The organism is Rhodococcus sp. DT1 (assembly GCF_049844875.1).
GTDB lineage: Bacteria > Actinomycetota > Actinomycetes > Mycobacteriales > Mycobacteriaceae > Rhodococcus.
Genome location: NZ_JBNCLW010000006.1, coordinates 205,651 through 218,046, shown reverse-complemented (window position 1 = coordinate 218,046; position 12,396 = coordinate 205,651). Strand labels below are relative to the sequence as shown.

Annotated in this window: 12 protein-coding genes and 1 riboswitch; of the genes, 5 read left to right on the top strand and 7 right to left on the bottom strand. The window is 65.8% G+C overall.

The window, feature by feature from the left end:
• Positions 1-39: 39 nt before the first annotated feature.
• Complete coding sequence (locus ACLQ3J_RS17025; RefSeq protein ID WP_169619884.1) at positions 40-1,365, bottom strand: MFS transporter; 1,326 nt, start codon at positions 1,363-1,365, stop codon at positions 40-42.
• A 163-nt stretch (positions 1,366-1,528) separates the two neighbouring features.
• On the opposite strand from ACLQ3J_RS17025, the gene ACLQ3J_RS17020 reads away from it, so the two are divergent.
• Positions 1,529-2,698 (top strand): LLM class flavin-dependent oxidoreductase, encoded by a 1,170-nt coding sequence (locus ACLQ3J_RS17020; protein WP_169651654.1) that lies wholly within the window; start codon positions 1,529-1,531, stop codon positions 2,696-2,698.
• Between the two features lie 8 nt (positions 2,699-2,706).
• Here ACLQ3J_RS17020 and metX read toward each other — a convergent pair whose 3' ends face one another.
• Positions 2,707-3,840, bottom strand: coding sequence for a homoserine O-acetyltransferase MetX (metX, locus tag ACLQ3J_RS17015; protein WP_240951970.1), 1,134 nt, complete (start codon positions 3,838-3,840; stop codon positions 2,707-2,709).
• Entirely contained in the window at positions 3,837-3,998 is a 162-nt protein-coding gene (locus ACLQ3J_RS17010) for a hypothetical protein (protein WP_169619882.1), read from the bottom strand. The genes metX and ACLQ3J_RS17010 overlap by 4 nt, the downstream gene beginning before the upstream one ends.
• 11 nt (positions 3,999-4,009) lie before the next feature.
• Positions 4,010-4,121: riboswitch (SAM riboswitch) on the bottom strand.
• Positions 4,122-4,388: 267 nt separating this feature from the next.
• Here ACLQ3J_RS17010 and ACLQ3J_RS17005 point away from each other — a divergent pair.
• From ACLQ3J_RS17005 to yhjD, 4 genes are all read left to right on the top strand, one after another.
• The gene (locus ACLQ3J_RS17005) at positions 4,389-5,606 is read left to right on the top strand and encodes an NADP-dependent isocitrate dehydrogenase (protein WP_169619881.1); all 1,218 of its coding nucleotides are present in this window, start codon (positions 4,389-4,391) and stop codon (positions 5,604-5,606) included.
• A gap of 161 nt (positions 5,607-5,767) precedes the next feature.
• A complete protein-coding gene (locus tag ACLQ3J_RS17000; RefSeq protein WP_378527666.1) occupies positions 5,768-6,589 on the top strand; it encodes an exodeoxyribonuclease III in 822 nt (273 codons plus the stop codon).
• Between the two features lie 110 nt (positions 6,590-6,699).
• Entirely contained in the window at positions 6,700-7,740 is a 1,041-nt protein-coding gene (trpS, locus tag ACLQ3J_RS16995) for a tryptophan--tRNA ligase (protein ID WP_296548979.1), read from the top strand.
• Positions 7,741-7,756: 16 nt separating this feature from the next.
• A complete protein-coding gene (yhjD, locus tag ACLQ3J_RS16990) occupies positions 7,757-8,791 on the top strand; it encodes an inner membrane protein YhjD (RefSeq protein ID WP_378527665.1) in 1,035 nt (344 codons plus the stop codon).
• 117 nt (positions 8,792-8,908) lie between these two features.
• Here yhjD and ACLQ3J_RS16985 read toward each other — a convergent pair whose 3' ends face one another.
• Genes ACLQ3J_RS16985 through sdhC form a run of 4 tightly spaced genes read right to left on the bottom strand, consistent with a single transcriptional unit; the run spans position 8,909 to position 12,304 of the window.
• Positions 8,909-9,688, bottom strand: coding sequence for a succinate dehydrogenase iron-sulfur subunit (locus ACLQ3J_RS16985; RefSeq protein WP_169619877.1), 780 nt, complete (start codon positions 9,686-9,688; stop codon positions 8,909-8,911).
• The gene (gene sdhA, locus ACLQ3J_RS16980) at positions 9,688-11,439 is read right to left on the bottom strand and encodes a succinate dehydrogenase flavoprotein subunit (protein ID WP_169619876.1); all 1,752 of its coding nucleotides are present in this window, start codon (positions 11,437-11,439) and stop codon (positions 9,688-9,690) included. Before sdhA ends, ACLQ3J_RS16985 begins: the two co-directional genes overlap by 1 nt.
• Before the next feature lie 15 nt (positions 11,440-11,454).
• Positions 11,455-11,895 (bottom strand): succinate dehydrogenase hydrophobic membrane anchor subunit, encoded by a 441-nt coding sequence (locus ACLQ3J_RS16975; RefSeq protein ID WP_169619875.1) that lies wholly within the window; start codon positions 11,893-11,895, stop codon positions 11,455-11,457.
• A 1-nt stretch (position 11,896) separates the two neighbouring features.
• Positions 11,897-12,304, bottom strand: a complete 408-nt coding sequence (gene sdhC, locus ACLQ3J_RS16970) for a succinate dehydrogenase, cytochrome b556 subunit (RefSeq protein WP_169619874.1) — start codon at positions 12,302-12,304, stop codon at positions 11,897-11,899.
• Positions 12,305-12,396: the final 92 nt, after the last annotated feature.

Below are 12,396 nucleotides of genomic sequence, written 5' to 3'. Positions count from 1 at the left end.
GCGGGTGGGCCGGGCGGTATCCCGCCCGCAGCCCCCGGTTCAGAGGTGCAGATCCTGCTTACGGATCAGGGCGGTCGCGATGACGCTGACCGCGGCTGTCCCGACGAGGTAGGCGCATGCGATCCAGGGGCTGCCGCCGCCGACGGCGATGAGCGCGGTCAGGATCATGGGGGTGACGCCCGACGCGTAGATGCCGGAGAACTGGTAGACCACCGACAATCCCGTGTACCGGATTTCCGCGGGGTACAGGCTCGCATACAGAGTTCCCTGCGCGCCGTAGAAGAGGGCGTGGACGATGCCGAAGACCACGACCATGGCGACCGCGAACCAGACGAGGCTGTTCGTTCCGAAAAGCCCGAACGCGGGGAACACGGCGACGCCGTAGGCCGCGATGCCGATGAGGTAGATCCGTTTCGCGCCGAACCTGTCCACCAGCAGGCCCGACAGCGGCAGCAGCGCAGCCATCACGAGCGCGGCCACGGTGACCACCAGCAGCACCGGCACCTTCTCGAAGTTCAGATCCTTGGTGGCGTAGGCGATCGCGAACACGCCCCACGTGTTGAAGGCGGCACCTTCGCCCCATCTCGAGAGCAGACCCAGAACCGTGCCGCGGCGGACCGCCGGCCGGAAGACGTCCAACAGTGGCGCCGCCGACCTCTTCGCGAGGTCTTGGACCTCACGGAACGCGGGGGTCTCGTCGACCTTGAGCCGGACGACGAACCCCACGACGACGAGAACAAGACTGAGAAGGAAGGCGATGCGCCATCCGTACGCCAGGAACTGCTCGTCGTCGAAGATGACCTGTAGTGCTGCGAAGACCCCGGTGCCCAGTGCGAGACCCAGGGCCAGACCGACCTGCGGAATGCTCCCGAACAGGCCCCGCTTCTTTTCCGGACTGTGCTCCACGGCGAGCAGCACCGCGCCGGCCCATTCGCCGCCCAGGGCGAAGCCCTGCAGGATGCGCAGCACCAGCAGCAGGACCGGTGCGAGAACTCCCACCTGCTCGTGGGTCGGCAGAATTCCCATCAGGGCCGTGGCGATGCCCATGATGAACATCGTGAGCGCGAGTGTCTTCTTGCGGCCGATGCGGTCGCCGATATGGCCGAAGACGACGCCGCCGATCGGTCGCACCAGGAAGCCCACCGCGAAGGTGGCGAACGCGAGCATCGTTCCGACGAAGGAACTCTGGTCGGGGAAGAAAAGCTGGTTGAACACCAGGCTCGCGGCGGTGGCGTAGAGGAAGAAGTCGTACCACTCCACGGTGGTGCCGAGCAGACTGGCCGCGACGACGGTGCGCAGGCGTTTGCGGCGCTCCGGATCCGATTCGATCCCGGGCGCGGGAGTGGGCTGGGACAGCGTGGTCATGGGCTCGATCCGTCTGTAGAGGTCTGCAACCCGGCGACGCTAACCACCACCGGGACTGCACCGCACCGGTTCTGCTCACGCTGATTCCAACTGTCGCTCCACACCGCGGAGCCCTGATGTACTGAGCTCCGTTTCATGCCTGCCGTCGACCCGAGGATGTCGCGTGTCTTTGCATCTGCACTGGTTTCTGCCCACCTACGGGGACTCCCGGAATCTCATGGCAGGAGGTCACGGAAGCTCGATGGCGGGAGATCGTCCCGCAACCCTGCGCTATCTGAACCAGATCGGAGCCGCTGCCGAGTCCAGCGGGTTCGAATCGGTGCTCACGCCGACCGGAGCGTGGTGCGAAGACGCGTGGCTGACCACGGCGATGATGATCGACACCACGGACACTCTCAAGTTCCTCGTCGCGTTACGTCCCGGGCTCATCTCCCCGACCCTCGCCGCCCAGATGGCCGCGACTTTCCAATGGCAATCACAGGGCCGGCTGCTCCTCAACGTGGTCACCGGCGGTGAAGATCACGAGCAGCGCACCTTCGGCGACTTTCTCGACAAGAACCAGCGCTATGCGCGGTGCGGCGAGTATCTCGACGTTCTCCGCCGGCTGTGGGCGGGCAATGGACCGGTCGACTTCGACGGCGACTACATCAAGGTCGAGAACGCACAGCTTCAGCGCATTCCCGACCCGGCACCGCCGTTGTTCTTCGGCGGGTCTTCTCCCGCCGCGGGAACCGTCGCGTCGAGGTACTGCGACACCTACCTCACCTGGGGTGAGCCGCCGAGCGCGGTCGCCGACAAGATCGCCTGGATCCGTGGGCTGGCCGACATCCAGGGACGCACCCTCGACTACGGCATCCGGCTGCACGTCATCAGCCGGGACACGTCGGAACAGGCGTGGGCGGAGGCCGACCGGCTGCTCTCGCAACTCGATCCCGCGACGATCGAGAAGGCGCAGCAGAGTCTGGCCCGCTCGGGATCGGAAGGGCAACGGCGGATGGTGGAACTGCACGGGGGAGGGGCCGCCTACTCCGCGGGCCGCGACGCGCGCAGTCTCGAGGTGTCGCCGAACCTGTGGACCGGTGTCGGCTTGGTTCGGGGTGGCGCGGGCACGGCGCTGGTCGGCTCACACGAGGAGGTCGCCGATCGGATCGCCGAGTACGCGGCGGTCGGGCTCGACCACTTCGTGTTCTCCGGGTATCCCCACCTCGAAGAGGCATATCGGTTCGGTGAGGGTGTGCGGCCGATCCTCGAGCGACGCGGCCTGGTGGCGCCGCGCGAGGATCGGCCGGGCGATCTGTCGGGTTCGACGGCGTTCCTGCCGTCCGCCCGGTAGGGCCGCGGTCAGCCCTGCGCCAGCACCATCAATTCGTCGAGGAGTTTCGCCACGGCTTCCGCTTCGGTAAGGAAGCCGTCGTGGCCGTTGCGGGAGACGAGGACGCGCAGTCGGTCGGCTCCCGGGAGCCCGTCCGCGATCTCCTGCTGTAACCGCAGCGGATACAGGCGGTCCGAGTCGACGCCGGCGACGATGGTCTTCACGGGAGTTGAAGCGAGCGCAGCGTCGACGCCACCGCGGCCGCGGCCTACGTCGTGCCGGTTCATCACTTCGGACAGCACGACGTAGGTGCCCGGATCGAACCGTGCCACGAGCTTGTCGGCCTGATGCTCGAGGTACCCCTCCACCGAATACCGCCCCCCGCGCCACGGGTCCTCGCCGTCCTGCGGGTGGTTCGCGAACCGGGCATCGAGTTCGAGTTCGGTGCGGTAGGTCAGGTGCGCGATGCGGCGGGCGATGCCGAGACCGGTCGCGGGGATGCGGCCGGTGCCGTAGTAGTCGCCTCCCTGCCAGTCCGGATCCGCGGTGATCGCGGCGATCTGCGTGCTCTGCATGCCGATCTGGTCGGCGGTCGCGCGTGCGCCGGTCGCGAGCACGAGGGCAGCGCGTACCCGGTCGGGGTGGGTGACGATCCACTCGAGTGTGCGCATACCGCCCATGGAGCCGCCGGTCACAGCGGCGAGGGTGTCGATGCCGAGCGCGTCGAGCAGTGCGGCTTCGGCGGCGACCTGATCGCGCACGGTGATCTGGGGGAACCGTGAACCCCAGGCCGTGCCGTCGGGTGCGAGGCTTCCCGGGCCGGTGGTGCCGCGGCAGCCGCCGAGCACGTTGGTGGAGATCACGCACCACCGATCGGTGTCGAGCGGGGCTCCGGGACCGACCATTCCCGACCACCAGCCCGGCGACGGATGATCCGGACCGGCCTGGCCGGTCACATGCGAATCACCTGTCAGGGCGTGCTCGATGAGGACGACGTTGTCGCGGGCAGCAGAGAGCGCACCCCATCGCTGAACCGCGATCGTGACGTCCGGAAGCGACTCGCCGCTCTCGAGCTTCAGGGAGCCGATGCGGATCTTTTGCAGGCGTCCGTCGGCGGGCGGCAGTTCGACGTGCGCCGGCTGCGTGTCCGTGTCTGTGGTCAAGGCGTGACCGCCTCGGCGTGGGGAGAGAACGAGGCGCCACGGGCAAGCGTGATCGACTCGACGGCCCGGCCGCTCGGGGGGAAGATGTACTGGGTGTCGCTCATCATGTCCTTCGAACCCTGGGGGAGGGCGCGGAGCAGGAGCTGTTCGCTCGTCATCTCACCCTCCCGAAACCGGCTTGCCGTCGGCCTTCCGACGACCGTGTCCTCACCCGGAGCACCCCACCCTGGCTGGAGGGTTGCCGGCCAGCAAGCCGGGGCTTCGCGCTGGCACTCATGACCTCGCCGAAAGTCTAGCGACTCTCGCGCGCGAAGGGGCATGGGGTCCCGCAGCGGCTGTGACCAGCGGCAAGGTTACCGGTCGGTAGTAGTCGAGGGCGGTATTGCCGCTTTGCGGACGCGTCGGATAGCAGTACGCTTGTCTTGTTTGGTCGCTGTCAGTACGCGGGACAGGGCCATGCTCGCTCGTACCGAGCCGATGGCGACTGCGCTCACAAAGCACAGTCGATTGGGGACCAAGTAAACGTCCTAGGAGGACAAGAAGCGCACATGTCCAAGATCAAAGTTGAGGGTAAAGTCGTCGAACTCGACGGCGACGAGATGACCCGCATTATCTGGCAGTTCATCAAAGACAAGCTGATCCATCCGTACCTGGACGTGGATCTCGAATATTACGACCTCGGTGTGGAGCACCGCGATGCCACCGACGATCAGGTGACCATCGACGCGGCCAACGCCATCAAGAAGCACAACGTCGGCGTCAAGTGCGCGACGATCACGCCGGACGAGGCGCGGGTCGAAGAATTCGGCCTGAAGAAGATGTGGCGTTCGCCCAACGGCACCATCCGTAACATCCTCGGCGGCACCATTTTCCGCGCGCCGATCATCATCTCGAACGTGCCGCGCCTGGTGCCGGGCTGGACCAAGCCCGTCATCGTCGGCCGCCACGCATTCGGTGATCAGTACCGCGCCACCGACTTCAAGGTCGACCGTCCGGGCACCGTGACGATCACCTTCACCCCGGAGGACGGCAGCGAGCCGATCCAGCACGAGGTGTGCCAGATCCCCGACGACGGCGGCGTCGTCATGGGTATGTACAACTACAAGAAGTCCATCCAGGACTTCGCGCGCGCATCACTGTCGTATGGTCTGCAGCGCAACTACCCCGTGTACCTGTCGACGAAGAACACGATCCTCAAGGCCTACGACGGCATGTTCAAGGACGAGTTCCAGCGCATCTACGAGGAAGAGTTCAAGGCAGAGTTCGACGCCGCGGGCCTGACCTACGAGCACCGCCTCATCGACGACATGGTCGCCTCCTCGCTCAAGTGGGAGGGTGGGTACGTCTGGGCCTGCAAGAACTACGACGGCGACGTCCAGTCCGACACCGTCGCGCAGGGCTACGGCTCGCTCGGCCTGATGACGTCGGTCCTGATGACCCCGGACGGCAAGACCGTCGAGGCGGAGGCCGCACACGGCACCGTGACCCGCCACTTCCGCCAGCATCAGCAGGGCAAGCCGACGTCGACGAACCCGATCGCGTCGATCTTCGCTTGGACCCGCGGTCTCGAGCACCGTGGCAAGCTCGACAACACCCCCGAGGTGATCGAGTTCGCGCAGCAGCTCGAGGACGTCGTCATCAAGACCGTCGAGAACGGCCAGATGACCAAGGACCTCGCTCTGCTGGTCGGCCCCGAGCAGGCCTGGCTCACCACCGAGGAGTTCCTCGGCGCGCTCGACGAGAACCTGCAGAAGGCTCGCGCCTGATCCTGCTCTCCGGTTAGGCAGCACAGACACGGGACGCCCTTCGGGGCGTCCCGTGTCGTGTCGGGCAGGCTGTTCCTGCCACCCGTGTGTTCTGGTCGCGGGGTTCGTCGGGGCGTGGCGGGAGCCACGAACGAGGACGCCGTGCGTCGGACTCGTCCGACATGTCGGATACGGTGACCGCCGTGTCGCTCATCATCACCACCGTGAATGTCAACGGCGTCCGCGCGGCCGCCGGCAAAGGCCTGCTGGACTGGTTGGCCGGGACGGCAGCCGACATCGTGTGCCTGCAGGAGGTGCGCGCCACCGAGCAGCAGTTCCACGCCGCGATCGCGCCCGCGCTGGAATCCGGCTGGCACTGTGTCGGAGCCGAATCGTCGGCCAAGGGACGTGCGGGTGTGGCGATTCTTTCCCGCATCCCGGCCGACGCGGTGCGTGTGGGGTTCGACGCCGAGGAGTTCTCGGCGGCGGGCAGGTACATCGAAGCGGATTTCGGTGCCGTGACCGTGGGCAGCCTCTACCTGCCCACCGGGGAGGCGCAGACGCCCAAGCAGGACGACAAGGAGCGCTTCATGAAGGGCTTCGGGGCCTACCTGGCGGAGCGGTCGGCGGCCGTGACGGCCCAGGGCAGGGACATGGTCGTGTGCGGGGACTGGAACATCGCCCCCACGGAGCGCGACATCAAGAACTGGAAGGGCAACGTCAAGAAATCGGGCTTCCTTCCGGGCGAGCGAGCCTGGGTGGCCGAGTTGCTCGATGCCGGGTGGCGGGATGTGGTCCGCGACGTGCACGGCGACGTGCCCGGGCCGTATTCGTGGTGGTCGTACCGTGGTAAAGCCTTCGACACCGACGCGGGGTGGCGGATCGACTATCACCTCGTGACCGCGGCCCTGGCCGCGCGCGTGACCGATGCCCGAGTGGAACGTGCCGCAACATACGCCGACCGCTGGTCGGATCACGCACCCGTGACGGTGACCTTCTCCTGACGCTCTCCGACGAACCCTCGACGCTCGGCTGACGCACCCCTGACGCATCGCAGGAGCGCAGGCGGACCTCGGTGGCATCACCGAAACCGATTCGTGAAATTATCGAGCACATGTCGAGCACCGCAGATTCGAACACCACGAAGCCGAAGGCACGCCCCCGCGTGCTGTCCGGCATCCAGCCCACCTCGGATTCGTTCCACCTCGGGAACTTTCTCGGTGCGCTGGCGCAGTGGGTTCCCGCGCAGGACGAGAACGACGCGTTCTACTTCATCCCGGATCTGCACGCGATCACCGTTCCCTACGAACCCAAGCTTCTCCGCAAGCGCGTTCTGGTCTCCGCCGCACAGTTGCTCGCCATCGGGATCGACCCGGAGAAGTCCGTGCTGTTCGTGCAGAGCCAGGTGCCCGAGCACGCCGAACTGTCGTGGGTTCTGAGCTGTATCACCGGGTTCGGTGAAGCCTCGAGAATGACGCAGTTCAAGGACAAGGCTGCCAAGCAGGGCACCGACCACGCGGGCGTCGGGTTGTTCACGTACCCGATCCTGATGGCCGCCGACATCCTGCTCTACCGCGCCAGCCACGTTCCGGTGGGCGAGGATCAGCGCCAGCACCTCGAACTCACCCGCGACCTCGCTCAGCGGTTCAACTCCCGTTTCGGCAAGACCTTCGTCGTACCCGAGCCGATGATCGTCAAGGAAACCGCCAAGATCTACGACCTGCAGGACCCGACCTCGAAGATGAGCAAGTCCGCCGCGACCGACGCCGGCCTGATCAATCTTCTCGACGATCCGAAGGTGTCCGCGAAGAAGATCCGCTCGGCGGTGACCGACAACGAGCGCGAAATCCGGTTCGACCGGGAGACCAAGCCGGGTGTCTCGAACCTGCTCACGATCCAATCGGCCCTGTCCGGGCGGAGCATCGACGACCTCGTCGCGGGTTACGAGGGCAAGGGTTACGGCGATCTCAAGGCCGACACCGCCGAGGTGCTCACCGAGTTCGTCACCCCCATTCGCGCGCGCGTGGACGAGTACCTGAGCGACGAGGCGGAACTGCTCCGCATCCTCGATCACGGCGCGGATCGTGCGCGAGAGGTTGCGTCCCGCACGCTGGCTCAGGTCTATGACAGGGTGGGATTCCTGCCCCGAAAGTAGATGAAGGAGTGCCTTGATGGCCGGCGAGCCGGACGGCGACAAGAAGCCGAGTTTTCTCGAGCGTCAGCGCGCCGCACATCCTTCGTTCGACCGGCTGATGCGGGCAGCCGACCGTTATCAGAGCCAGAAAGGTGACTACTACGCCGCCGGACTGACGTATTTCACGGTGCTCGCGATCGTCCCGATCATCATGGTCGGGTTCTCTCTCGTCGGTTTCGTGCTCGCCGGGCGTCCCGAGTTGCTCGACGACGTTCGCGACGTCATCGCTCAGAACATCCCGGGAGAACTCGGCGGCACAGTCCAGGACCTGATCGACTCCGCTATCAACGCGCGCAGCACGGTGGGTCTCATCGGCTCACTTACCGCGGTGTACGCCGGGCTCGCGTGGATGTCGAATCTCCGGGACGCCCTGACGGCGATGTGGGACTACGCCCGGGACAAACCGAACTTCGTGATCGTCAAGCTCAAGGACGGTGCGGCGCTTCTCGGTCTGGCCCTGGCGATGGTGGTGTCGCTGGGCTTGTCCGCGGTCAGCAGCGGCCCGATCATGCGCCGGGTGGTCGAGGTGCTCAACCTGCAGAACATCGTCGGTATCGGAGTGGCGCTGCGCATCGCGGCGCTGCTCTTCTCGATCGCCGCGACCGCGGCTGTGTTCACCTGGGTGATCGCGCGGCTGCCGCGCGAACCCGTTGCCTTCCGCAGCGCGATCTTCGCCGGAACGCTCGCCGGAATCGGATTCGAGCTTCTCAAGCAGGCCGGTTCGCTCTACCTCGAGAGGGTGCTGGTCGGGCCTGCCGGTGTCGCGTTCGGTCCGATCCTCGGCCTGCTCGTGTTCGCCAATCTCACCGCGCGCCTGATTCTGTTCTGCACCGCTCTCGCGGCATCGTCACGCGCGAATCTCGCGCTGGCACACCGTCCCCCACCCGAGTCCGCATTCATCTCGCCGCGACTCGAGGTCCACGAGGGGCTCGATGCGCGACGCGGTGTGGCGATCTTCGGGGCCGGCGTCCTCGGTGGTGTTCTCGCGGCGGCGCGCCTGCGCCGCAAGTGATCCCGGAGACGCGCCGACGTTGCACGTGAGGGTGCGGGCGCGTCTGCGACGCACGGACAGACGGCAGCGCGGGCCCGTCCCCGAGGGGCCGGACCCGCGCTGCGCGGTGTGTGCGTGTCAGCGAGCGAACATCAGCGCGCGCTTGACTTCCTGGATCGCCTTCGTCACCTGGATGCCACGAGGGCAGGCGTCGGTGCAGTTGAAGGTGGTGCGGCAACGCCACACACCTTCCTTGTCGTTGAGGATGTCCAGACGCTCGGCAGCACCTTCGTCACGCGAGTCGAAGATGAAGCGGTGAGCGTTGACGATGGCAGCGGGACCGAAGTAGCTGCCGTCGCTCCAGTACACCGGGCACGACGTGGTGCAGCAGGCGCAGAGGATGCACTTGGTGGTGTCGTCGAACCGCGCACGGTCGGCCTGCGACTGGATGCGCTCGCGGGTCGGCTCGTTGCCCGTCGTGATGAGGAACGGCTTCACGGCGCGGAACGCGTCGAAGAAGGGTTCCATGTCGACGATCAGATCCTTCTCGACCGGCAGGCCGCGGATGGGCTCGACGGTGATGGTGACCGGCTTGCCGTCCTTGGGGAGCATGTCCTTCATCAGGATCTTGCACGCCAGGCGGTTGACGCCGTTGATCCGCATCGCGTCGGAGCCGCAGACGCCGTGTGCGCAGCTACGACGGAACGTCAGGGTGCCGTCGAGGTAGCCCTTCACGTACAGCAGCAGGTTGAGCATCCGGTCCGTGGGGAGCGCAGGCACCTGGAACGAATCCCAGTGCTGGCCCTTGTCGTCCTCCGGGTTGAACCGTGCGATCTTGAGCGTGACCATCACGGCGCCCTCGGGAACGGGAGGCAGATCCGCGGCGGCGGTGTCGTTGATTCTTTCGACAGTTGTCATCAGTACTTCCGCTCCATCGGCTCGTACCGTGTCTGGACCACTGGCTTGTAGTCCAGGCGGATATCGGAGATAAGGTCCTCACCTACTTTGTACGCCATCGTGTGCTTCATGTAATTGGCGTCGTCGCGGTTCGGGTAGTCCTCGCGAGCGTGACCGCCGCGGGACTCCTTGCGGTTGAGAGCACCGACCACGGTGACCTCGGCCATTTCCAGAAGGAAGCCGAGTTCGACCGCCTCGAGCAGGTCGCTGTTGTAGCGCTTGCCCTTGTCGTGGACGGTGATTTCCTTGTAGCGCTTCTTCAGCTCGTGGATGTCGTCGAGCGCCCGGGTGAGGGTTTCCTCGGTGCGGAACACCGACGCGTTGTTGTCCATCGTCTGCTGCAGGTCGCTGCGGATGTCGACGACGCGTTCCTTGCCGCCGGCGTGCAGGATCCGGTCGAGCCACTCGTCGACGTACTTCGTCGGGGCCTCGGGCAGCTCGGCGAACTCGTGGCTGTTCGCGTACTCGGCAGCTGCGATACCGGCGCGACGGCCGAACACGTTGATGTCGAGCAGGGAGTTGGTGCCGAGACGGTTGGCGCCGTGGACGGACACGCAGGCGCATTCGCCGGCGGCGTAGAGGCCCTTGACGACGTCGGTGCTGTTGCGCAGAACCTCACCGTCGACGTTGGTGGGGATGCCGCCCATCACGTAGTGGCACGTCGGGTACACGGGGACCAGTTCGGTGACCGGGTCGACGCCGAGGTAGGTCCGCGCGAACTCGGTGATGTCGGGGAGCTTCTCCTCGAGAACGTCCTCACCGAGGTGGGTCACGTCGATGTAGACGTAATCCTTGTTCGGTCCGGCACCGCGACCCTCGAGCACCTCGAGGACCATCGACCGGGCGACGATGTCGCGGGGCGCGAGGTCCTTGATGGTGGGCGCGTAGCGCTCCATGAACCGCTCACCGTCGGCGTTGCGGAGGATGCCGCCCTCGCCTCGGACTGCTTCCGAGATAAGGATGCCCAGGCCCGCGAGGCCCGTCGGATGGAACTGGTGGAACTCCATGTCCTCGAGCGGCAGGCCCTTGCGGAAGATGATGCCCATGCCGTCACCGGTGAGGGTGTGCGCGTTGGAGGTCGTCTTGTACATCCGGCCCGAGCCGCCCGTGGCGAACACGATCGACTTGGCGTGGAAAACGTGGATCTCGCCGGTGGACATCTCGTACGCGATCACGCCGGTCGCGACGGGGCCGTCCGGTGTCTCCGTGAGGGCGATGTCGAGCGCGTAGAACTCGTTGTAGAACTCGACGTCGTGCTTGACGCAGTTCTGGTAGAGCGTCTGGAGGATCATGTGGCCGGTGCGGTCGGCGGCGTAGCAGGCGCGGCGAACCGGAGCCTTGCCGTGATCGCGCGTGTGGCCACCGAACCGGCGCTGGTCGATCTTGCCTTCGGGGGTGCGGTTGAAGGGCAGACCCATCTTTTCCAGGTCGAGCACCGCGTCGATGGCTTCCTTCGCCATGATCTCGACCGCGTCCTGGTCGGCGAGGTAGTCGCCGCCCTTGACGGTGTCGAAGGTGTGCCATTCCCAGTTGTCTTCCTCGACGTTCGCGAGGGCTGCGCACATGCCGCCCTGGGCTGCGCCGGTGTGGCTGCGCGTCGGGTAGAGCTTGGTGAGTACCGCGGTGCGGGCGCGGGGACCGGCTTCGATGGCCGCGCGCATGCCGGCGCCGCCGGCGCCGACGATGACTACGTCGTAACGATGTTCCTGCATGGAGTTCTAGCTCCCCTAGCTCGCGGTGATGTTGGGGTCGAAGGTGAAGATCACGTAGGTACCCAGGCCCATGATCAGGATCATCGACACGAGCAGAATCGTGTTGAGCCAGAAACGGGTGGAGTCCTTGCGTGCGTAGTCCGCGATGACGGTGCGCAGGCCGTTACCGCCGTGCAACTGCGCAAGCCAGAGCATCGACAGATCCCAGATCTGCCAGAACGGGCTGGACCAGCGACCCGCGACGAACGCGAAGTTGATGCGGTGCACGCCGTCGTCGAGCATCAGCATGATGAACAGGTGACCGAGCACCAGAATGATCAGGGCGAGGCCGGAGAGGCGCATGAACAGCCACGCGTAGAGCTCGAAGTTGTTGTTCGAGACGCGACGCGGCGAGCGCGGATTGTCCAGGCTCGCGGGGCGGTCGTGCGAGGTGCCCAGGGTCTTTGCTTCGGTCATGTCAGTGCCCCGCAAACATGTTGTAGAAGATGCGTCCGGCCGCGGGGATCATCACCACGAACCAGATCGCGAGAATGGTCCAGAGCATCACTCGCTGGTACTTCGGGCCCTTGGACCAGAAGTCGATGAGCATGACCCGCAGACCGTTCAGCGCGTGGTAGAGCACCATCGCGACGAGACCGAGTTCCATGAGACCGACGATGGGGTTCTTGTAGGTCTCGATGACGCTGTCATAGGTCTCGGGATTGACCCGGACGAGTGCCGTGTCCAGGACGTGGACGAATAGGAAGAAGAAGGTCGCCACGCCGGTGATCCGGTGTAGAACCCAGGACCACATGCCGGGGTCCCCCCGGTAAAGCGACCGTGTGCGCCCCGCCTGTGCGGGGGCGGCTTCAGTCGTGCTGCTCATCGAGTGCTGTGCCTCCAACGTCAATGGTGGACGCGTCGAGCCGTTCATTACTGTCGGGGAATACCGCAGCACGGGCTCGACGAACCGGAACC

What these genes read in the sequence shown, in the direction of transcription:
- yhjD (WP_378527665.1), top strand. Translation starts at nt 7,757, where the DNA reads ATGGCCGGCGAGCCGGACGGCGACAAGAAGCCGAGTTTTCTCGAGCGT.
- sdhC (WP_169619874.1), bottom strand. Translation starts at nt 12,304, where the DNA reads ATGAGCAGCACGACTGAAGCCGCCCCCGCACAGGCGGGGCGCACACGG.
- ACLQ3J_RS17005 (WP_169619881.1), top strand. Translation starts at nt 4,389, where the DNA reads ATGTCCAAGATCAAAGTTGAGGGTAAAGTCGTCGAACTCGACGGCGAC.
- ACLQ3J_RS17010 (WP_169619882.1), bottom strand. Translation starts at nt 3,998, where the DNA reads ATGACGAGCGAACAGCTCCTGCTCCGCGCCCTCCCCCAGGGTTCGAAG.
- ACLQ3J_RS16985 (WP_169619877.1), bottom strand. Translation starts at nt 9,688, where the DNA reads ATGACAACTGTCGAAAGAATCAACGACACCGCCGCCGCGGATCTGCCT.
- ACLQ3J_RS17025 (WP_169619884.1), bottom strand. Translation starts at nt 1,365, where the DNA reads ATGACCACGCTGTCCCAGCCCACTCCCGCGCCCGGGATCGAATCGGAT.
- ACLQ3J_RS16975 (WP_169619875.1), bottom strand. Translation starts at nt 11,895, where the DNA reads ATGACCGAAGCAAAGACCCTGGGCACCTCGCACGACCGCCCCGCGAGC.
- sdhA (WP_169619876.1), bottom strand. Translation starts at nt 11,439, where the DNA reads ATGCAGGAACATCGTTACGACGTAGTCATCGTCGGCGCCGGCGGCGCC.
- ACLQ3J_RS17000 (WP_378527666.1), top strand. Translation starts at nt 5,768, where the DNA reads ATGTCGGATACGGTGACCGCCGTGTCGCTCATCATCACCACCGTGAAT.
- trpS (WP_296548979.1), top strand. Translation starts at nt 6,700, where the DNA reads ATGTCGAGCACCGCAGATTCGAACACCACGAAGCCGAAGGCACGCCCC.